The organism is Haloarchaeobius caseinilyticus, assembly GCF_051207395.1.
Lineage (GTDB): Archaea > Halobacteriota > Halobacteria > Halobacteriales > Natrialbaceae > Haloarchaeobius.
Map to the genome: position 1 here is coordinate 489303 of NZ_JBPJZC010000001.1, position 20194 is coordinate 509496.

Below are 20194 nucleotides of genomic sequence, written 5' to 3' on the forward strand. Positions count from 1 at the left end.
ACCCGCCCATACGCGGGGTTTATATAATCTCTCGGCCTACAATCGCGTGTGATTGAGGAGTGCCTCGTCGTCGAGTTTCGGGTGACTGGCGACGATTGCCCGCTGGCGAAGGCCACCCGTGAGACCGGCGTCGTCGTCGACGCCCACCCGCCACAGCGACGGAGCGACGGCAACGCACTCCTCCGATTCAGCGCCCCTGCCGACCCCGCGTTCGCCGAGTGTCTCGACGAGAACGAGGGGATTCGGTATCTGCACGCCGCCGACACCGGCGAGCGGGTGAACTACCGTTGTCTGTCGAAGCACCCCTGTGTCGTTCAAACACTCTCGGATGCCGGGTTCATGGCCGAGAGCTTGCGATATCGCGATGGTGTCGAGACGTACACCGGAGCCGTCGTCGGCCACGATGTCCTCCAAGGCGTCCTCGAAGCCGCGGGTGAGACGGTAGGGGTCACGCTCGAACGAATCTATCCGCTCGGGAGCGAGGACGAGGAAGTCGTCGCCCAGCGCTGGAGTTTCACCCCGGCACAGGAGGCCGCACTGCGGACCGCCGACGAGATGGGCTACTTCTCGGTGCCACGTGGCGCGACCGCGAGCGATGTCGCCGACGAACTCGGCATCAGCAAGTCGGCGTTCCTCGAACGGTTGCGCCGGGGACAGGCGGCACTGATGGACCAGGTGTTCGACTGAGAGAAACGGTCGATTCGCAGCTATTCGCTGTTATCCCGTCTTGTACACGCCTCTCGCGTCCGCGATGAGCGTGTCGTCGTCGGCCGCGTACACGTCCACGTCCACGGTGCCGACGTCGCCGCCACAGCGGACCACGTCGGCCTCGGCGTACAGGTCACCTGTCCCCGCCGCGAGGTAGTCGATACGCATGTCGATGGTCGGGACCGGCTGGTCCACGACCGAGACGAGCGCCGCGCCGCCGACAGTGTCTGCGAGCGTGAACGTCACGCCGCCGTGGGCCATCAACTGGTCGGCGTTCCACGACAGCTCTTCTCGCATCTCGATGTGGCCCTCGGCGTGGCCGTCGTCGACTTCCGTGACCTCGACGCCCAGCAGGTCGGCGAAGGGCATCGTCTCGAAGAACTCCTCTACGTCCATGGTGATGCCTGCTCGGGCAGTCCTCTTAACGCTTCATGCAGCGCTCCGGTAGTGGCCGACGAACCGGGAAACCGCCCGACTGCGCCATCTAGTCTAATATATTAGAGTGAATCCCACTCGCACACTCATAGATTTGACCCAACGGTTACTACCCTTTGCGTCCATCCATTAGATGGCGAACGAGCAGCGAGACGCTGTCGCCACCCCCATACTCCCCCCAACCCCCTTCCGATACTACTCCTCACGAGCCATCGCTGTGGAGTCCCGACCCCGCAGTGACACGTGGCCGATATCGCACCCACCGCAACCCCCAAGTTCCTGACCGGAGTGCTCTCGAACATGGACGGCCACGGCCGCGCGACCGCACCTGCCGCGGGGACGGTACTCAACGCCCTTGCGACACACCATGGGAGCGCCTTCGCCATCGACCTCGAAACGACAGCCACGGTCGACCTCGACGACTCGGGCGAGTTCGACGGCGACGTCGCAGGCCACCCAGACGCGGACACGCGACTCGTCGCGCGCTGTGCCGAACTTGCCGTGGAGCGCTGGGGCGACGAATCGGCCGCGACCGATACGGCCGCGATTGGCGCACACGTCACGACCGAGGGCGAGATTCCGATGGCTGCTGGGCTGAAATCGTCCAGCGCGGCCGCGAACGCGACGGTCGTCGCCACCTGTGACGCGCTCAGCGTCGACCCGGACCCACTCGATGCCTGTCGCGTCGGCGTCCAGGCCGCCCGCGACACCGGCGTCACGGTCACCGGCGCGTTCGATGACGCCAGCGCCAGCATGCTCGGCGGCGTCGTCGTCACCGACAACGACCGCGACGAACTCCTCGCACACGAGGAACTCGACTCGCACGCGCTCGTCTGGTGGCCCAACCAGCAAGCCTTCAGCGCGGACGCGGACACGGCACGGTGCGAACGAATCGCGCCGATGGCCCGACTGGTCGAAGAACTCGCCCTCGACGGCCGCTACGGCGAAGCGATGACCGTCAACGGCTTCGCCTACTGCGCCGCACTCGGCTTCCCGACCGACCCGCTCGTCGAGGCGCTGCCCGACGTGACGGGCGTCTCGCTCTCGGGCACTGGCCCGAGTTTCGTCGCACTCGGCGAGAGAGACGCACTCGAATCGCTCGCAGACCGCTGGAACACGAGAGAAGGTACGACATGGCTCACGACGACACGACAGACCGGCTGCCGGACGACATGACCCTCGACGAACTCCGCGAGGAGATCGAGGAGATAGACCGCGACATCGTCGAACTCATCGCGAGACGGACGTACGTCGCCGACACCATCGCGCAGGTCAAAGCCGACCGGGACCTGCCGACCACCGACGAGCAACAGGAACAGGCGGTGATGGACCGCGCGGGCGCGAACGCCGAACGGTTCGAGGTCGACTCGAACCTCGTGAAGGCGATTTTCCGGTTGCTCATCGAGTTGAACAAGGTGGAGCAGCGAAGCAAGCGGTAAGCAGAAATCTGGCGGTAGAAACCGTATAACGCCTGTTCATCCCTATAGATATGCTTTCGGTCGCTGTCCTCTCGATTCGGGGTCGATGAAAAACACCACATTCCAAACCCGCCGAACGCGAAGCCGAGGCGGGTCGCGGTCGACGAAACAACTATCAAAATCAATGGAGAACGGTCTTGGCTGTATGATGCAATAGACCTCGACACAAAATTGATTCTCGACGCTACATTGTTCAAGCATCACGACACGAATCCAGCAGCTGCGTTCCTGTTTAGGCTCGCTGAGAAACACGATCTCTCAGACGCAGTGTTTCTAGTCGATCAGTTCGGCTATCGGACTGCCCTCGCTCGGTTAGGATTGATCGGTCGGGTCGACTACACCGACCGAAACCTGATTGAAAAGCGGTTTCAGACCCTGAAGATGCGAGTCGACCGTTTCCACAACTCCTGGGTGGGCAGTCGGTTGAGCGTTCGCCGATGGATTGAGATGTTTGTGCATTACTACAACGTTCAGCGACCGCATCAGTCGCTCGATGGACGAACGCCAGCTCACGAGGTTAACTAGACAGTGCCTATAGTCCCTTATTCCCAGATGATGTGGACAACGCTATATAGATAATTGATAAATTAGGACTTTGCTTTTTAAATAATCCTACATAAACTCATCACTATGTCAATTAAGAAATTTTGGTTCCGTGCCACATTCGTACTGATGATTGTCGTCTCTGGTTGTACTACTTTCTCTTTTGGTGGTCAGTCAAGCCAGGAGCAGCCGGTAGAGTTAGTCATTGAGAATAAAGCAGATATAGAACAAACATTCGAAGTGTCAGTAATACAGCGACCAGGACCGGTTAAAATATTCTACGAAGATGGCAGGATTGGGAACCAAACAGTCAAAGAAGGAATATCCCAAACAGTACCTAATGAAGATGAAAATGTGTCAATTAAACGAGTGGAGCTGCCAAGCTCAGCTCGCAGCTATGACAATTTCAGGGTGGAAGGAGGCCAAAGAATCAATGATAATATATCCAACCTTCCTTCGAATTTTGCTATTGTTGTAGTAGTATATCAAAATAAAAACCGAATAATTTCTGTAGTAACTGCAAATTGTGGTGGGGCAGTACTAAAAGGATTAAGGGTTACGGGAGATCCAAACCCTGAAGAGGGAATCTATACCGCATATTCATGTGAATAGATGGTGTAGAAAGCGTACCTCTATCCCAAAGTACCCGATCCGGGCTACGGCACTGTCTAGATAAGCCAGTTTGAGAAACGAGCAAGTCCTAGAGTTAGTGATTGATGCTACTCTCAGACTTGCTCAAACAGAGTTTAGACACGGCTACGCTTGAATGTTGGCAGCGAGAGAGGACGGCAACGCCCATCAGGGCGTTCGCCGTCCGGCTCCACTCAGCAGGACTTTCACTCAGAGAAACAGAAGCCGTTCTTCGGTTACTTGGCGTAGAACTGTCGTTTCAAGCTATTTTCCAGTGGGTGCATCGACTTTCTGATAGCCTTTCAAACCCGCCGAAGGCGAAGCCGAGGCGGGTCGCGGTCGACGAGACTGCTATCAAAATCAATGGCGAATGGCCTTGGATGTACGCTGCAATAGACCTCGATACAAAGTTGGTTCTCGACGCCACATTGTTCAAGCGTCATGGCACGAATCCGGCGGCTGCGTTCCTGTTTGGACTCGCTGAGAAACACGATCTCTCAGACGCTGTGTTTCTAGTCGATCAGTTCAGCTATCGGACTGCCCTTGCTCGCTTAGGGTTGAACAGTCGGGTTGACTATACCGACCGAAACCTGATCGAAAAATGGTTTCAGACACTGAGGATGCGAGTCGACTGGTTCCACAACTCATGGGTGGGCAGTCGGTTGAGCGTCCGACGATGGATTTCGATGTTCGTGCATTACTACAACGTTCACCGACCGCATCAGGCGCTCGGTGGAAGAACGCCAGCTCAAGAGGTTAGCTAGACAGTTCCGACGGGTAATTGTTGTCAAGGATTCGGCTCTCTGGAGATCTCTCGAGAACCCTATCCTATTCATCATCGTCGTTTGTTTATATGCGACTGCGTTTCGAGGTCTGTACCAGTTGATATCGACACCCTTAAAATCGATATATTCAATATTTTCAATAAAATATACCATGGATTTAATCCATCTGAACAAGGTCGAGCAACGAAGCAAGCGATAGCGCGCTCTTCCGAGTCCGAGGACGTATTTGGGTCCTATCGCTCGCAGTTTGCGCATCAGGTCGCAAGTCGCTCCCCCGAGTGTGAACTCCCGACAGCTACCCGACAGTCACGTCGAAGCGGGCACCACCGTCGGCACTCTCCGACGCCGTGACCGTCCAGCCGTGTGCCTCGGCGATGCTCTTGACGATTGAGAGCCCGAACCCAGTCCCACAATCGCCCGTCGAGTAGCCGTGCTCGAATACATTCTCCAGCTGGTCGCAAGTGATTCCCGGGCCGTCGTCCGCGACGTAGAATCCCGCGTCGGCGGCGAGTAGGCCAACCGTGACGGTCACACCATCGCCGCCGTGTTCGACAGCGTTCGAGAGGAGGTTTTCGAGCAGTTGGCGTAACCGTGCCTCGTCGGCTTCGAGGGAGTACTCCTCGAACGCCACCTCGAGGTGCGCGTCGTCGAATGGGATGCTCTCCCACGTCGACTGGACGAGCGGCGCGAGTGCAACAGATTGGGTCTCCTCGACGCGCCGGCCCTTTCGTGCGAGCGTGAGCAGGTCGTCGATGAGCGTATCCATCCGCTCTAAGGCCGACGCGATGCGGTCGAAATCTTCCGGGTTGTCCCGCTCGCGAGCGAGTTCGAGCGACGTCCGGGCGACCATCAGCGGATTGCGAAGGTCGTGGCTGACCACACTCGCGAACTCCTCGAGGCGGTCGTTGTGCCGTTTCAGTTCGGTTATGTCCTCGAACGCGATGACCACGCGTTCGACGGACCCGTCTGCCGCGAGGATTGGTGCGCCACTGACCGAGATGACTCGATGTTGGCCGTTCGGGGCGACGTACGTCTCCCGTTTGGCGTACACCGGTTCGCCGTGCTCGACGACCTGGACGATGACGTACTCCTCTTTGGGAATCTGGTTACCTTCTTCGTCGAGGATGGTCCATTCGTCTGACCGATACGTCCGCGACTCGATCTCTTCTTTCGTCAAATCGAGCAGAACCGCAGCACGACGGTTCGCCCGGACGACGTTACCCTCGGGCGAGAAGATAACGATGCCGACGGGGCTGGTCTCGACGACTCGTTCGACGAGGTCCCGCTCACGCCTGAGCGCTTCCTCACGCTCGCGGCGGTCGGTCAAATCACGGGTGACTTTCGAGAAGCCCGTGAGTTCGCCGGCTTCGTCGTAGATGGCGGTGATGGTGACGCTCCCCCAGAACTGCGTGCCGTCTTTCCGGATGCGCCACCCCTCGTCTTGCACACTCCCCTCGCGTGCTGCACGTGCGAGTTTCTGGTCGAGCGACTCCCGCGGCACGTCGTCGGGATAGAACACGGAGAAGTGTTCGTCGAGGACTTCAGCCTCAGAGTACCCCTTGATTCGCTCGGCTCCCGCGTTCCACGTAACGACTCGCCCGTCGGGGTCCAGCATGAAGATGGCGTACTCGTCGACACCTTCGACGAGCGACCGGAACTGCAGTTCACTCTCTCGCAACTCGCGTTCGCGTTCTTTCAGTTCGGTTATGTCCGTGTACCACGCGAAGGCGTAGCCGGTGGTGTCGGTAACGTCGAACGGGATGACTCGCAGTTTGAAGTCACGCACCTCGCCGACGGTCTGCCGACGGACTTCCGCTTCGACGGGAATCCCATCGAACACCTGTTCGCGGAGTGCGAGATGCTCGTCGCGTTCCGATTCCGGGATGAGTAGCTCTGTGAGGTCCTGTCCGACGACCGCCGCGTCGTCGAAGCCGAAGATATCTACGAAGGCACTGTTCACGTCTTGGATGATGAGCTTCCTGTCTTCGAACGTGATATCGACGATCGGGTCGGGTGTGTGCTGGAAGAGTGCCGCGTGCCGCGTGCGTTCTCGTTCGAGTGTTCGTTTGACACGGTGCTGCTCGACGACGTTCTCGACTCGATTCGCGAGAATCGCGTACCGGTTCGGACCGGGCCCCTTCTGGAGGTAGTCTGTCACACCTCGTGAAATCGCCTCACTCGCTATCTCCTCGCTCCCCTCTCCCGTGAAGAGGATGAACGGTACGTCGCCGTATTCGGCACGAACCTGGTCGAGGAACGCTAGACCGTCTACTCTGGACATCTGATAGTCGCTGACAATACAGTCGACAGCCTCGGTCTGGAGTCGGTCGAGGCCGTCACTCGCGCTGGTGGCCGCTATCGTGGCGATACGGTCGTTTTCGCGCTTCAATAACGCAGCCGTCAGTTCGACGATTTCGGGGTCGTCGTCGACGCAGAGGACACAGATGTCCGGCTCACGCGTCGACTCCAGGGAGTCGGAAACCAGTGTAGCGCCGTCGTTCGTTGCAGGGTAATCGTTCATCTTCGTGACCCGTGCACGGTTGTACCGGCAGTCTTCCCCGAGGGTACTCGCCTCGATGTTCTCTCGGTGCTATCGGATGTATGACCACTGCCCGACACGGTAGGTCGGTGCGTCCGCGTCAGTCGTCCGTAACTAGTACGTGGACGAATTTCTATTCACTGGTACGTGTACGTACACTGGCTGCAAATCCCCCAACGAGGGACGAGACGATGGTAGTCACTCGGCGTGGGCTAGCCGTCGACCGACAGCGGACGAGTCTCAGAGAGCCACTCGTACATAGTATCGAAGTGATTCAACGGAAACCGGCTGCTACTCGCGCCGCACCGCGACGCTTCGACCCGAACAGTCGTACTCGTCCCTTCTCCACTCGTCGCGTCGACGAAGTGGACCCGCGGTGGAGCGAGTTCCCGCAGCTGCTCGAAGTACCGCTGCTGGGGTTCGGCGAACCGGATGTGCGTCTCGAAGTTTCGGCGAGTCCGTGTGTCGTCGGTTCCCTTCCGTCGTCGGAGCGTTCGCTCGTCAGCTGTCAGAACGAGATAACGGTCCGGGAACCCGATCGCTTCCGTTCGAAGCTTCTCACGGAAGAACGAATACACGGCATCGACCGACGCGAACACCTCGATACTCGGGTCGGCTGCCGCGAGTCCACGTGCGATCCAGTTGTACCAGAGCGGCTGCAACACGTCGCCGTCGAGAATCACGAACTCGTAGTCGGATTCGCGTTCGAGCGCCAGTTCCCAGCGGTCGCACTGACACTCGAAGTACCACGTTTCCGGCGCGCTCGGCGGCCGGTCGAACAGTTCGTTCACTTCCGGGACGCGGGAGGCATCGAGTTCCTCACAGAGCCGTTTCGCGGTCGTCGTCTTCCCGACCGCACTCGGGCCTTCGAGCGCGATGATGGTCATCGCCGAACGGTCATCAGTACGACTCGGCGTACTCCACGAAGTTTTCGAGAATCTTGAGACCGGTATCGCCGCTCTTCTCCGGGTGGAACTGGGTCCCCATCACGTTGCCCGCTTCGTTGGCGGCGACGGCGGCGAAGTCGAAGCCGTAGTCACACGAGGCGACCGTGTGGTCGCTCGTAGCCGAGCCGTACGAGTGGACAAAATAGGCGTAGTCACCGTCGCCGATGTCTCTGACGAGGGGGTGGTCGCGCTCGATGATGAGTTCGTTCCAGCCCATATGGGGCACTTTGACCGCGTCACTCGGAAGTCGTTCGACGCGGCCCGGGATACAGTCCAGTCCGGGAATCGTCTCGCCGGCTGGTGCCCCCTCGGTACTCTCCGTGAACAGGAGTTGCAGTCCGACACAGATACCGAGTATCGGCGTGTCCTCGGCCGCCTCTACGAGTACGTCGTGGAACCGTTTCGAGTTCCGGACGCACTCGCCGAACGCGCCGACGCCCGGGAGGACGAGCGCGGGGGCCGACGCTATCGCTTCGGGGTCGTCGGAGACGGTCACCGTCGCACCCGCTCGTTCGAGGCCGCGACGGAGGCTCCGAAGGTTGCCGACGCCGTAGTCGATGATCGTGACCTGCACACCGGAAGTGGGGACGCTCGCGGTATATCGTTTCCCGTCGGGAGAAACGTCGCCAGTGCCCATCGATGCGAACGGTTTTACTTCATATCGCCGTCCGACACGAGGATGACGGACTCCCGAGACCGGCCCATCGCCGAGTCGGCCTACGACGAACTCGCCGCAGGGTACGACCGACTCGGCGACACGAAGCCGTCGAACGCCTACCTCGAACGGCCAGCGATGCTGGCATTGCTGCCCGACCACGATGGCCAGCGCGTCCTCGACGCGGGCTGTGGCGCGGGCCACCTCACTGTCGAACTCTGCGACGGCGGAGCAGCGGTCGTCGGCCTCGACGCGAGTGCCGAGATGCTCGGCTACGCGAGCGACCGCGCACCGGCGGCCGACTTCGTGCGGGGCGACCTCGGGACGGAACTCCCGTTTCCGGCCGACGCGTTCGACGGCGTCGCGAGTTCACTGGCGTTCCACTACGTCGAGGACTGGGGGCCACTCTTTCGGGACCTCCGACGTGTCCTCGCGCCCGGTGGCTGGCTCGTGTTCACGGTCCAGCATCCACACGCAGACTTCGTAGAGTATGACGACGCTTCGAACTACCACGAGACGGAGTTCGTGACGGCGACGTGGGGGTCGTTCGGGACGCCGGTGGAGGTGCCAGCGTTCCGGCGACCGCTCGGCGCGATGGTCCAGCCGGCGCTCGACGCTGGCTTCGTCCTCGACGAGCTACTGGAGCCGACCCCGACCGAAGCATATCGCGAGGTCGCTCCGGACCGATACGAGTACGAAGCGACCAACCCGAACTTCATCGGGTTCCGGTTCCGCAAGCTGGATTGACTCGTTTTTCGTGGTCAGTACTCCCAGAGCCGGTCGATTCTGGCTTCCATCTCGGGGTAGGACTCGCGGAGGCTGTCGGTGTCGGTCTCGCCGTCGACGTTGATGACGTGGACTTCGCCACGGCGCTCCGAGTACACGTCCTGGAAGTCGTAGACGACGCCAGCGACCGTGACCGACTCGGGTATCTGGTCACTCGCTTCGAGGAATTCGACCTGCCTGTCGACGTTGTACTCGACGAGCCGATTGATGGCCTCGGTTCGGGACAGGTCGTCGGGCAGCGCGTCGACGCCGGCCGCGAGGTGATTTTCGAGCAGGCCGACACAGTGTTCGATACCGGCAGGTTCGTCGATGCCGCCGGTCAGTGAGTCGAAGGTCGCGGTCACCGCGCCACAGCCGGTGTGGCCGACGACGACGACGGTCTCCGTTCCTGTGTGGGCGACCGGGTACAGCACGTCGCCCGAGACGACTTCGCCCGCCGCCGTCTGCTGGACGACGCGGTTGCCGATGTTGCCGCAGGTGAAAATCTGTCCGGGCTCGTCGTTGCCCCAGATGTGGTCTTGCAGCACCCGAGAGTCCGAACAACAGACGGTCACGACATCGGGGTGCTGTGCGTCCTGTACGTCGTCGAAGCGGGACTGGAACTCGTCCGCGTGGGCTGCGTTCCGTTCCAGCAGGTCGAGGAGCGTCTGGTCCATGCCTTACACAGAGCATCGTCCGGAACACTATTTTTTGGTTTCCCTCCCTCGACGGCTGCTTCACGCAGCGTGTGCCCAATGACCCATTTTCCGGGCGACTACCCTGTCACAGCGGGATGCAGAGTGAACGAGACTGGGTCACTCGAACGTCTCACGAAGCGCCTCTCCGACGAGGTGCAGCACGTCGTCTGCAGCCTCGATGCCCGGGAACGGGGCCGCGAGTGTCCGCATGTTCGCGAAATCGTGTATCATGTCGTCGAAGTTGTGGTGGTCGACGGCGACACCGGCGTCGTCGAGGGCTTCCGCGTAGGCGAACCCTTCGTCACGGAGTGGGTCGTAGCCGCACGTGACCACCGTCGCTGGAGGAACCGAAGCGAGGACTCGCTCTGGCGCGCGCAACGGTGACGCGAGCGGGTTCAGCCCGTCGATGTCGTCGCGAAGGTAGTGGTTCCAGAACCAGACCATCGCTCGCGTCGTGAGGAAGAACCCGTCCGCGTTCTCCTCGTACGACGGCGTGTCGAACGAGTGGTCGGTCACCGGATACAGGAGCACCTGCCGGTCGATCGCGGGCGCACCCACCTCGTTCTCTCCAGCCAGTTGACAGACTACAGCAGCGAGGTTGCCGCCCGCGCTCTCACCGACGACCGCCAGTCCGTCACCAGCACCGATTTCGGTCGCGTCGTTTGCGACCCACTTCGTCGCGAGATACGCGTCCTCGACGGCGGCCGGGAACGGGTGTTCCGGTGCTTTCCGGTAATCGACCGAGACGACGACACAGTTCGACGCATTCGCTATCGACCGGGCGACCGAATCGTGCGTGTCCAGATTGCCAGCGACCCATCCGCCGCCGTGGAAGTAGACCACCGCAGGGTTTCGCTCGTCCGGCGCGGGGTCGTAGATTCGGACGCGAACGTCGCGGGCGTCGGCCCGAATCTTCCGTTCCGATACCGAAGCGACCGGTTCAGGCTCGTCAGGTGGCGTGAACAGGTCCCCGAGGACTGTTCGGGTCTGTTCGGCTGAAAGGTGTGTGATGTCTGGCGCACCCGCCGCTGCGAGTTCGTCGAGCAGTGCGCGTGCGTCAGCGTCTATCTCTCGAGCACGACGGTCGGCGCTGGCAGTGTCGGACATCGTGATTCACGCTAGCATTCGTCAGTCCATAACTCGCGTCCTTGATGGCGCAGTCCGGTCACCGGACGATTATTCGACGGCGCGAACTCGGACGTGGATGCCGGCCGCCCCTGTGACCTCGAACCCATCGTCACGTTCACCGACGAGATGTTCGCCACCTGAGAGGCGGTCACGTATCTCGCGTAGTGTCGTCGTGTCCGGAACAACGACTTCGAACCACGCCAGCCCCCGACTCGATTCGCGAACCGGCGATGACCGTCCCTGCCACGTGTTCAGCCCGACGTGATGGTGGTAGCCTCCAGCCGAGACGAACAGCGCCGACGGGTAGGTGTCGACCGTGACCGCGAACCCGAGTTCGTCGACGAAGAACGACTGGGCCGCTTCGAGCGACTGCACTTCGAGGTGGACGTGGCCGAGGTCAGTCGCTGGCGGAGCCTGCGAACCGCCACCGGCCTCAGCGAGCAGTGCGTCCAGGTCGAGTCCGTCGGTCGCCATCTGTATCGACCCGTCGTCGTGTCGCGGCCACGCCTCACGTGGCCGGTCGCAGTACACCTCGACCCCGTTCCCTTCTGGGTCGGTGCAGTAGAGCGCCTCGCTGACGAGGTGGTCCGACGCCCCGTCGAGTCTCCATCCATCGCGAATCCGTCGGAGTGCGTCGCCCAGTGCGGCCCGCGAAGGAACGCGAAATGCACTGTGGTACAGCCCAGCCTCGGTCCGTTCCCGTGGTTGCACATCTGTGTCACCGAGCAGTTCGAGCAGTGGCTCCTCGCCGGCACCGAGCGTCGCGTGCGCTGTGTCCCGGTCCAGTACAGCGAGACCCACTACGTCTCGGTAGAACGCGACCATCGCGTCGAGGTCCTCCACGCGGAGTGCGACCCGGCCGAGTCGGGTACTCGCCGGGAGCGTCGAATCGGTCATGCCACGAAGAGGTGCGCCCGACGCATAGCTGTCACGTCGGCCGGGCGGTGGACCAGCCGACACCCCAGCGTCACCTCACAACACCTTCCGCATCTCGACGACCGTTCCCTCGACGCCGCTCGGTGCGGAGAACTCGTGGCGCAGTTCGCGGACTCGCTCGTAGCCGTGTGCCTCGTAGAACGGAACCGCGTTTAGCGACGCTTCGAGTCCGACCGCGCCGAGGCCGTGGTCCTGCGCTCGTCGCTCCAGTTCGGTGATGACTGCCGTGCCGACCCCACTGCGTGCGACCGACGAGTGAACGTACACACCGGTCACTTCGCCGTCGACGCTGGCCCCGTAGTCCTCGGGTGCATCGACGCAGAGCGACCCGAACGCGACCACTTCGTCGTCGATTTCGGCGACGATGTACGCCATCGAGTCGTCGGTGATGACCGCCGCGTAGTCAGCGTCCTCGGCGTCGTCGACACCGCCGGCCCACGCTTCGACCTGCCGGTCCGAGTACGCTTCTGGACCGAGTTCGAGGATGGCGTCACGGTGGACGCGCCGGATGGCAGACGCGTCCTCGGCGGTCGCCGTGCGAACGTGCATACGTGGGTCGACACGACGGCGCAGGGTAGTGATTTCGGTCACACAGGTGTGGCTGCAAGTGACGGCCGCTGGCCGGTGGAAGGTGAGACAGGCCAGGACGGTTCGGGGAACGCCCGGTCAGTCCAGTCGTCGACGGGCGACGAGCAGGAGCGATACGACGGCTGCCACCGTGACGAGGACGGAGAAGCCCGGTGACGGCCCGGTCGAATCGTTCTCGCCGTCGGTCGGCACCGAAGAGGACGCACTGCCGGTCGTCACGCCCGAATCTGTCCCGGTCGTCGGTTCTGGCGTGTTGATGAGCGGTTCCGTCGTCGCCTGGGCGTTCTCTACCTTCTCGATGCGGAACCGGGAACTGACCGTGCTGTCGCCGACGCGTACCGGCTCGTCCGACGGCGTCGAGAACTCGCCGTCGCCGCTTCGTTCGTAGAGGCCGGCTTCGAGCGTCGTCCGGTTGCCCGTGTCGATGTCCGAGAAGAACGAGGACGAGAGCGAGACGGTCATGTTGTCGTACGTGCCCGGGTCGACGGTCTTCGTGCCGACGACGGTGCTCGCCGACCCATCGTCGCCGACGGCTCTGACGACGAGGTAGCTCGGGCGGTCGGTGGCGACCTGTCGGACCGTGACAGCGCTGCTGTCGACATCCTGGTCGTTGAAGCCGGAGGTCGCGACTCGAACCGCGCCGTCGTCGGACTTCCCGACCTCGATGGTCTGGCCAGCGTAGCCGCCGGTGAGACCCTGAATGGGAGTGTCCGTCCCGGGTTCGAACTTCCCGTCACCGTCGTCGCGGTGGAGCACGACCCAGTACGTCTGGTTACCCGAGTGGGCCTGCCAGAACCGGTCGTCGATGGCGACCTGTACGTTCCGGTGAAAGCCCTGCGAGACCTGTGCCGACCCGAGCGGTTGGCCGACACCGCTGCCGGTCTTCTGGTGGACGACGATGTGACCACCGTTCATGGTGAACAGTGATTCGACGACGAGCGTGCCGTCGCTGGAGAGCTGTGCGTCGGCGCTCAAGTGGTTGCCGTGGGCGGCGACCGGGACCGCGAGGGAGGCGGCGACCACGCACACGGCGAGCGCGAGAGAGAGGGGACCTCGCATGCCTCCACCTGCGAAGTGAACGAAAAAAGGTCTATCGCCTACGACCGGCACTCACAGCGTGAGCGTCGCACCGCCGTCCATCTGCAAGAAGGCGGTCTCGTACCCCTCGTGTCTGGCCACCTGCGGCGGTGTCACGACCGAGAGCGTCACCTCGTCACCGGACTGGAGCGCGTCGGTCTCCACGCCGTAGTGGTAGCCAGCCTCGTGGTCGATGGCTCTCGACAACTGGCCCTCGAAGACGGTCTCGCCGCCGCGAGTCACGGTCGCGTCGAGGCCCATCATCGGCAGGACGAGGTCGTTGTACGGCGTCCGCGCCGAGACGTACAGGTACGACTTGCCCGAGGCGGCGAAGCGGCCGCCGTTCACGTACTTCGTCACGAGGTCGGCGTCGTCGACGCGCTTCGTGCCGACGGTCGTCCCCGGTAGCGCCTTGGCTTCGGCCGCGATGCCGACGGGCATCATCATCGATTCCATCGGTTTGATGGCTCCTTTGTCGCCGGCCGACGGCAGGTCCTTCGTCGTAATCTTCGAGCGCGTCTGGTCGTTCAGGGCGAACTCCACTTCGGCGGTCGCGGGCGAACCGAACAGGTCCGCGTAGTTCCCGAGTCGGCCGATGCCGAGTTTCCCGACGGAGAGTTTCGCGATGTAGTCGCCGTCGCCCGAGAGCGTGAAGTTCCCGCCGTAGTGGAAACCCATCCGCTGGGAGAGCATCGGATAGATGACCTCCTCGCTGACGAGGTCGCCGTCTTTCAGAATCTCGATGGACATGTCCGTGTCGGCGAGTACTTGCTTCGTCGGCTCGTGCCACACCTGCGCCATGACGTGTGCGGTCTGTTCGTCGGATTTCTCCTGTTTCGTCCGGTCGGTGCCGGTGACGGTCCAGAACGTGTGCGGGACGGCGAGCATGAGCGCGAACGTGTAATCGCCCTTCGTCACCGGGCTGAACATGGCCATGCCTTCTTGGAAGGACTGGACGTACACACCGGCGGGACCGTCGCCGGACGTGGTATTCGTTCCGTTGTCGGTCGAGGATGGGCTATCGGTCGGTGGTGCTGTGGTCGACGAGCCGTCGTCACTGTCGTCGCCGAGACAGCCAGCCACAGCGACCAAACCGGCCGTTGTGGGGAGCGCGTGGAGGAACTGGCGGCGTCGCATGCCTTCGAGTACCAATATTCCGTAAAAAAGGATTGTGGTTCGACCGTCGAAACGCACCAGACCCGCCGTCAGTCGCCATCAGCCCCCGACAGGCCGAGAGAGAACCCACAGCGACAGCACCGTGTAGCCGACCATCAGCACCACGAGCGGCGCGTGGCCACGGGCGGCCGGACGCCCACGACCGAACAGTCGCGTCGCGACGGCGTGGGCGGCCAGCACCGCGGCGACGTGGCCGAGGACGACGAGACCGACTTCGCTCGTCCAGTACATTTCCGGCGACAGGGCGGCCAGTGGGTCGGCGACGAGTGCCTGCCCGAGCGACAACTCCGCGAGTTCGAACAGGTTTCGGACGACGTACGGGTAGTTGTGCGCAACGTCGTAGCCGACCGCGATAGGGAGCAAGGTCGCCCCGAAGCCGAGACTCGCCCGGGTCGGTGCGTCACCACCGAGGCGGGCGGCGAGACCGACGACCAGCCAGAACGTCACGAGGAAGGCGACGAACCCCGCGACGTACAACGCGATACCGGCGTACGCGCCGACACCGGCGTCTCGCACGTCGAACAGGAGCGACTGGAAGACCGCCGTCTCGACGAGGCCGTCGAAACTGACGGTGTAGACCGCGGCGACCGCGAGTGCAGCCGCGCCCTCGTCGGGAAGCGGGCGACTACAGGCGTGCCAGGGCGAGGCCCGGACGAGCGCGAGCGAGCCGTCGTCTCGTTCCTGCACACGGAGTGGGGCGACTCGCCCGACGAGGTCGTAGAACGCGCCGAGCGGGTCGGCCTGTGCGAACCACTCCCGACCGAAGACGACCGCCCCGGCCAGCATACAGACTGCGTACGCTGCGACGAGGACGGCGGTGAGTCGCGGGCGCGTCGGGACGACGGTCAGGTTCTCCACGATGCCGACGAGCAACAGGAAACCGACCGCTGCCGGCCACGTCCCGAGGCCGTCGGGGTAGGAGCGAACCGCCGGGTCGTCGCCTTCGAGGAGCGCGAGCAGGTCGTACAGCGTCTCCCACGGCGACAGCGTGCGCCACGGGCTGCCGACGAGCGCGGACACCACGAGGACGCCCTTGAACCACACTGGCCAGACGAAAACGGTCGCGAACTGGACCGGTTGCTGTGGTCCGGTCAACCCCGCGTAAATCGCCACGAGGAACCCCGTCAGGAAAGTGAGTCGCGCGACCCACCGGCCCGCCGTCGCGGTTTCTGCCGAGACGGCGACGAGGGTGGACCGGGTCGGTGTCGGTGTCGTCTCGAGTCGGGTGAGAACGCCGGCGGTCAGCGCGACGGTTCCGGCCGCGCCGACGAGCAGCAGGTCGGTCGGAATCGGCGGCGCGAACGTCGTCACACCGTGGGCGCTCACCGGACCAGCGAGCAGCGAGAGCGTGAGCACGGCCGCCAGTGCCAGGCGTCGAAGTCGCGCCATTACTCGGGATTGGTCGGGCCGCGCAAAAAGCGGCGTTGGTTTTCCAGTCGAATCCCCACGCTGGACGGGCACGCTTTTCTACCGGAATCGCCAACCTCGGGCCGAGATGCGTCTTCGAACCGTCCTCTCCGTCCTCCTCGTCTGCGGTGCCCTCCTCGGCGTCGTCTACGTCGGACTCGACGATGCAGGCGACACACTCTCGGTGACGTGGACCAGTGACACCGCGGTCGACGCGGGTGGGAACCACCACGAACCGGCCGTCGCCGTGGTCGACGGGAAACCGATGGTGTACGCACCCATCAGTTCGTCCCGCGTCGCCGACCAGTGTGAGGTCGTCGCGCTCTCTGGGGACACGGGGGAGCGGGAGTGGAATTATCGGGTTCCGCAAGCGAGCTGCACGCTCCACTCCGTCGCTGACCCGACCGTAGTCGACTACGACACGGACGGGACGCGCGAGGTGCTGGCAGCCTCGACCGAGCGCGAGGTCATCGCGTTCGGCCCGATGGACGGTGCAGTCGAACGTCGCTTCCCGCTGACCGACTACGGCTACACGACGCCAATCGTGGCCGACGTGGCGGTCGACGCACCCGGCGAGAACGACACGGCGACCGACGAGATGCTCGTCGCCGACGTGAACGGCTTCGTGCAGGCGATTCGCCCGAACGGCTCGGTCGCGTGGTCGGTGAACCGCTCGACGTACGTCTGGGCGACACCGGCGGTCGGCGACCTGGACAGCGACGGCGAGACCGAGGCCGCAGTCGCGGGCCGTGACGGCTTGCTCGCCGCGTACGACAGAACGGGCGACACGGAGTGGGAGCGAGACACCGGTGAGTCCATGACGTGGCTCACGTCGGGCCAACTCGACGACGACCCCGCGATCGAACTCGTCGGCGGGTCACAGTCCGGTTCGGTCGTCGCCTGGGACGGCGCGACGGGTGCGCAGGAGTGGCGATACGAGACGGCCCTGCTCTCGGCGGTCCACGCCATCGGCGCAGTCGACGGTGACCCGACCGTGTTCGCTACGGCTGCCGACGGGTCGCTCGTCGCGCTCGACGGCAACACGGGTGAGGTTCGGTGGAAGACGACGGTGACGACCGAGAAGGTCCAGATGATGCCGCCGCCAGTGCTCGGTGACGTGGACGGCGACCGCGAGGACGAACTCGTCGTCGCAGCCAACGACGGCACCGTGGCAGTCTACAACCCGGAAACAGGTGAAGTGCTGGCGAGTCACGAGCGTGACGTGGACATCCTCGCCCATCCCGTCCTCCACGACGTGGACGACGACTCGGCGAAGGAACTGTTCGTCATCTACGCCGACGGTCGCATCCAGCGGTTCGACTACGAAGGAAGCGAAAACTGAGTACTACTCGAAGAGTGGTTCGTCCGGCCGCGGCAGGTCGTACGTGTCGCGCATGGTGTCCGGAAGCAGGCCACCCTTGTCGAACGTGATGTAGACGACGACGAACTCGTGACCCGCGGGTCGGAGGACGAACACTTCGCGGGGGGCTCGTCCCTCACGGTCGTTCACTCGTGCGACGAGTGGTTCGATGGGCCGCTGCCCAGTGCGGAACTCGTCGTACAGGTCGCTCGCACCCGAAGACTCACCGAACACGTAGAGGACGCCGTTGACTGCCCCGTCGGTGTCTTTCGTCACCTGCGAGTTCATCCCCTCACCCTGTGCGCGAGCGTTTTCCCACGCGTCTGTGGCCGCTTCGAACAGGTTCGTCACGTCGTCGGCGAAGGCGTAGAGGCTCCGACGTTCGACCGATATCGATTCGACGGTCGGGTCGGCGTCGACCCACGACAGCGTCGCCTCGACCACGTAGCCCGGCCGGAGGTCCCCAACGGTCTCGTCGTGGTCGCCGTGGCCAGTGTGGGCCACGTCGATTGGCTCGTACTGCTCGGCCCCGTCGAGGTGTGGGTCGTCCGGTCCTTCGGCGGGGAGCGCGATGAACGTCCACGCGTCGGTGTTGCGCGTCCCAGCGAGTACCCGGAACCGGCCGCTCGTGGTCGTAGTCACGGCTATCCGTTACTGGCCACGGCAGTTAACGCTCGCGCTCTCCGTCGGGCCCGATACCCGATACGCTCCGCCGAGTCCACTGGCCGCGTTCGAACCTACGGCGTCGACCGGTCAGTCGAGGCTGACCTCGACGGTCGTCGACCGGGCCGACCGCTGTGCGTTACGGTCGTTCCACCACGGCTGTGTTCGGACGACGACCTCACTGGTCAGTGTCTCGTCGGTCGCACAGGACGCGGTGTCGACGTTGAGCAACAGGTCGTAGGACTGTCCCGACCCGATGGCAGGGATCTCCCAGACACCAGTCTTCGGGTCGTACAGCTCGCCGTACGTCCGGCCCGCCCCGGCGTGCCAGTGCGTTATCTTCTTCAGCACGTCGTCGACCGGTCCGCGGCGGACCCGCATTCCACGGACGTTCAGAGCGCCGCTCTCGTCGCGAGCACAGGCGGCGAACGCTCCTCGTTCGGCTGCGTCCCCGGCTGTCCCTGTCACGAGGTGCGCCCACGGGGTCGGTTCGACGACGACGCCGGTCGCCTCGCCGGGACCGGTGTTGTCGACGCGAACCACGTAGACGAGACTGTTCCCGTCGTTCTGCGTCCACGCACGACTCGTCACTTCGAGGCTCGCGCCGGGGTCGTCACCGCACGGGACGGCCAGGAAGCCGAGGTCGAATTTCACTGACGACTGGTCGAGTCGGGCCGCGAACGCTTCTGGAAGCGCCCAGTCGAAGCGAACGACGAGGATGTCCTCGGTCGTCGCACAGTCGACGAGGTCCGTCGAGGCGTCGCCGTCGAGTGTGGCCGGGGCGAGCGCGAGTTCTGCCAGGACAGACCGAAGCGTCCCGTCGACGAGGGGAACGTCCTGAAAGAAGCCCCGCTCGTCGCGGACGACCTGAACGACGGCGAACTCGACTGCGTCTGCGAGTCCGATAGGGTCGGCAGCCGGGTCGGGCGAACCGGTACCGGTAGTCGGTGCGTCCAAATCTGTCGACGTAGTTACGTCACCCGACGACGTGTCCCCCTCGGCAGTCGCCACGCTGCGACCGTCGGCCGTTGTCGGAGTCGTCGACTCACCTGACGAGGGTGCGGCTTCTCTCCCGGTAGTCGGTCGTGGTGTCGGTGCGGGTCCACCCTCGACGAGGTCCCCGGAGACACCGACGATGCCATCGCCGTCGACCAGATTCAGATACACCGTCAGCGACCCGGAATCACCGGGCTGAGCGGCCGAGAGGTCGAGCAATGGCTCACGCGCGCGCTCGCCGAACACCGCCGAAACGTCGGTGAACTGTGCGTCGAATCGCTCCTCGATGGCCTCGTCGTCCAGTTCGGGATGCTGGCTTCGGAGTTGCGACCGAGACCAGAGCACGGCTTGTGCCCCCGATTCGTCGCCCGGCGGGAACGCCTCCACCGGAAATCCGTTTATCGTCTCCGCCCACGCCACGCGAAGGTCGAGCGACTCGTCCGAGGCTGTGTCATCCGCAGGCGCTGTTCCCGCTTGCCCTCCGATTCGATTCCCTTCGAACGTCTCACGGTCGTCGGCGACTGGCCGCGCACCGACCGGCTGGCCGCCGATTCCGACGGCCGACCCACCGGCGACGATTCCGAGTAGCTGTCTCCGTGTCACTGTTGTCTCTCGCATTTTCGTCCTCTGTGCTCCGGGTTGCGTGGCCGCCCACCGTCAGTCACACCCGGAGGTCGTCT

The 20194-nt window shown here is 63.3% G+C and carries 20 protein-coding genes and 1 pseudogene; 8 read left to right on the top strand and 13 right to left on the bottom strand.

Features of this window, described 5'->3' with window-relative positions:
• The first annotated feature begins 48 nt into the window (after positions 1 to 48).
• Positions 49 to 687 (top strand): helix-turn-helix domain-containing protein, encoded by a 639-nt coding sequence (locus ACSC1P_RS02735; protein ID WP_435358596.1) that lies wholly within the window; start codon positions 49 to 51, stop codon positions 685 to 687.
• Between the two features lie 30 nt (positions 688 to 717).
• Here ACSC1P_RS02735 and ACSC1P_RS02740 read toward each other — a convergent pair whose 3' ends face one another.
• On the bottom strand, positions 718 to 1104 hold the full coding sequence (locus tag ACSC1P_RS02740; protein ID WP_435358597.1) for a PaaI family thioesterase: 387 nt from the start codon (positions 1102 to 1104) through the stop codon (positions 718 to 720).
• 339 nt (positions 1105 to 1443) lie between these two features.
• Between ACSC1P_RS02740 and ACSC1P_RS02745 the strand changes: the two genes are divergently transcribed.
• From ACSC1P_RS02745 to ACSC1P_RS02765, 5 genes and pseudogenes are all read left to right on the top strand, one after another.
• Positions 1444 to 2319 (top strand): shikimate kinase, encoded by an 876-nt coding sequence (locus ACSC1P_RS02745; protein WP_435358598.1) that lies wholly within the window; start codon positions 1444 to 1446, stop codon positions 2317 to 2319.
• The gene (locus tag ACSC1P_RS02750; protein ID WP_435358599.1) at positions 2277 to 2582 is read left to right on the top strand and encodes a chorismate mutase; all 306 of its coding nucleotides are present in this window, start codon (positions 2277 to 2279) and stop codon (positions 2580 to 2582) included. The genes ACSC1P_RS02745 and ACSC1P_RS02750 overlap by 43 nt, the downstream gene beginning before the upstream one ends.
• Positions 2583 to 2681: 99 nt before the next feature.
• A pseudogene (locus tag ACSC1P_RS02755) lies at positions 2682 to 3146 on the top strand (IS6 family transposase); the annotation flags it as partial.
• Between the two features lie 147 nt (positions 3147 to 3293).
• Positions 3294 to 3776, top strand: a complete 483-nt coding sequence (locus tag ACSC1P_RS02760; protein ID WP_435358600.1) for a hypothetical protein — start codon at positions 3294 to 3296, stop codon at positions 3774 to 3776.
• 104 nt (positions 3777 to 3880) lie between these two features.
• A complete protein-coding gene (locus ACSC1P_RS02765) occupies positions 3881 to 4558 on the top strand; it encodes an IS6 family transposase (protein WP_435358601.1) in 678 nt (225 codons plus the stop codon).
• 316 nt (positions 4559 to 4874) lie between these two features.
• On the opposite strand, the gene ACSC1P_RS02770 is transcribed toward ACSC1P_RS02765, so the two are convergent.
• The 3 genes from ACSC1P_RS02770 to hisH all read right to left on the bottom strand — a co-directional run bounded on the left by ACSC1P_RS02770 (position 4875) and on the right by hisH (position 8639).
• On the bottom strand, positions 4875 to 7100 hold the full coding sequence (locus ACSC1P_RS02770) for a PAS domain-containing protein (protein WP_435358602.1): 2226 nt from the start codon (positions 7098 to 7100) through the stop codon (positions 4875 to 4877).
• A gap of 230 nt (positions 7101 to 7330) precedes the next feature.
• Positions 7331 to 8005 carry a nucleoside/nucleotide kinase family protein gene (locus ACSC1P_RS02775; RefSeq protein WP_435358603.1) on the bottom strand — a complete coding sequence of 225 codons (675 nt, stop codon included), beginning with the start codon at positions 8003 to 8005 and terminating at the stop codon, positions 7331 to 7333.
• Positions 8006 to 8018: 13 nt separating this feature from the next.
• A complete protein-coding gene (gene hisH / locus ACSC1P_RS02780; RefSeq protein WP_435358604.1) occupies positions 8019 to 8639 on the bottom strand; it encodes an imidazole glycerol phosphate synthase subunit HisH in 621 nt (206 codons plus the stop codon).
• Positions 8640 to 8744: 105 nt separating this feature from the next.
• On the opposite strand from hisH, the gene ACSC1P_RS02785 reads away from it, so the two are divergent.
• A complete protein-coding gene (locus ACSC1P_RS02785; RefSeq protein ID WP_435358605.1) occupies positions 8745 to 9467 on the top strand; it encodes a class I SAM-dependent methyltransferase in 723 nt (240 codons plus the stop codon).
• A gap of 14 nt (positions 9468 to 9481) precedes the next feature.
• Here the strand turns inward: ACSC1P_RS02785 and ACSC1P_RS02790 are convergent, their stop codons facing one another.
• From ACSC1P_RS02790 to ACSC1P_RS02820, 7 genes are all read right to left on the bottom strand, one after another.
• Entirely contained in the window at positions 9482 to 10162 is a 681-nt protein-coding gene (locus ACSC1P_RS02790) for a carbonic anhydrase (protein WP_435358606.1), read from the bottom strand.
• Positions 10163 to 10300: 138 nt separating this feature from the next.
• Positions 10301 to 11290 carry a LipP1 family hormone-sensitive lipase gene (gene lipP1 / locus ACSC1P_RS02795; RefSeq protein WP_435358607.1) on the bottom strand — a complete coding sequence of 330 codons (990 nt, stop codon included), beginning with the start codon at positions 11288 to 11290 and terminating at the stop codon, positions 10301 to 10303.
• Between the two features lie 69 nt (positions 11291 to 11359).
• Positions 11360 to 12208 (bottom strand): VOC family protein, encoded by an 849-nt coding sequence (locus tag ACSC1P_RS02800; protein WP_435358608.1) that lies wholly within the window; start codon positions 12206 to 12208, stop codon positions 11360 to 11362.
• A gap of 75 nt (positions 12209 to 12283) precedes the next feature.
• Positions 12284 to 12796, bottom strand: coding sequence for a GNAT family N-acetyltransferase (locus tag ACSC1P_RS02805; protein WP_435358609.1), 513 nt, complete (start codon positions 12794 to 12796; stop codon positions 12284 to 12286).
• Positions 12797 to 12913: 117 nt separating this feature from the next.
• The gene (locus ACSC1P_RS02810; RefSeq protein WP_435358610.1) at positions 12914 to 13894 is read right to left on the bottom strand and encodes a DUF7282 domain-containing protein; all 981 of its coding nucleotides are present in this window, start codon (positions 13892 to 13894) and stop codon (positions 12914 to 12916) included.
• Positions 13895 to 13945: 51 nt separating this feature from the next.
• Complete coding sequence (locus tag ACSC1P_RS02815) at positions 13946 to 15049, bottom strand: DUF7350 domain-containing protein (RefSeq protein WP_435358611.1); 1104 nt, start codon at positions 15047 to 15049, stop codon at positions 13946 to 13948.
• 78 nt (positions 15050 to 15127) lie between these two features.
• Positions 15128 to 16477 (bottom strand): hypothetical protein, encoded by a 1350-nt coding sequence (locus ACSC1P_RS02820; RefSeq protein WP_435358612.1) that lies wholly within the window; start codon positions 16475 to 16477, stop codon positions 15128 to 15130.
• Positions 16478 to 16583: 106 nt separating this feature from the next.
• Between ACSC1P_RS02820 and ACSC1P_RS02825 the strand changes: the two genes are divergently transcribed.
• Positions 16584 to 17837 carry an outer membrane protein assembly factor BamB family protein gene (locus tag ACSC1P_RS02825; RefSeq protein WP_435358613.1) on the top strand — a complete coding sequence of 418 codons (1254 nt, stop codon included), beginning with the start codon at positions 16584 to 16586 and terminating at the stop codon, positions 17835 to 17837.
• 3 nt (positions 17838 to 17840) lie between these two features.
• Here the strand turns inward: ACSC1P_RS02825 and ACSC1P_RS02830 are convergent, their stop codons facing one another.
• Both ACSC1P_RS02830 and ACSC1P_RS02835 read right to left on the bottom strand, forming a co-directional pair.
• On the bottom strand, positions 17841 to 18497 hold the full coding sequence (locus ACSC1P_RS02830; RefSeq protein ID WP_435358614.1) for a DUF6663 family protein: 657 nt from the start codon (positions 18495 to 18497) through the stop codon (positions 17841 to 17843).
• Positions 18498 to 18608: 111 nt separating this feature from the next.
• Positions 18609 to 20132: a hypothetical protein gene (locus ACSC1P_RS02835; protein WP_435358615.1), complete on the bottom strand. Its 1524-nt coding sequence runs from the start codon at positions 20130 to 20132 to the stop codon at positions 18609 to 18611.
• Positions 20133 to 20194 lie beyond the last annotated feature (62 nt).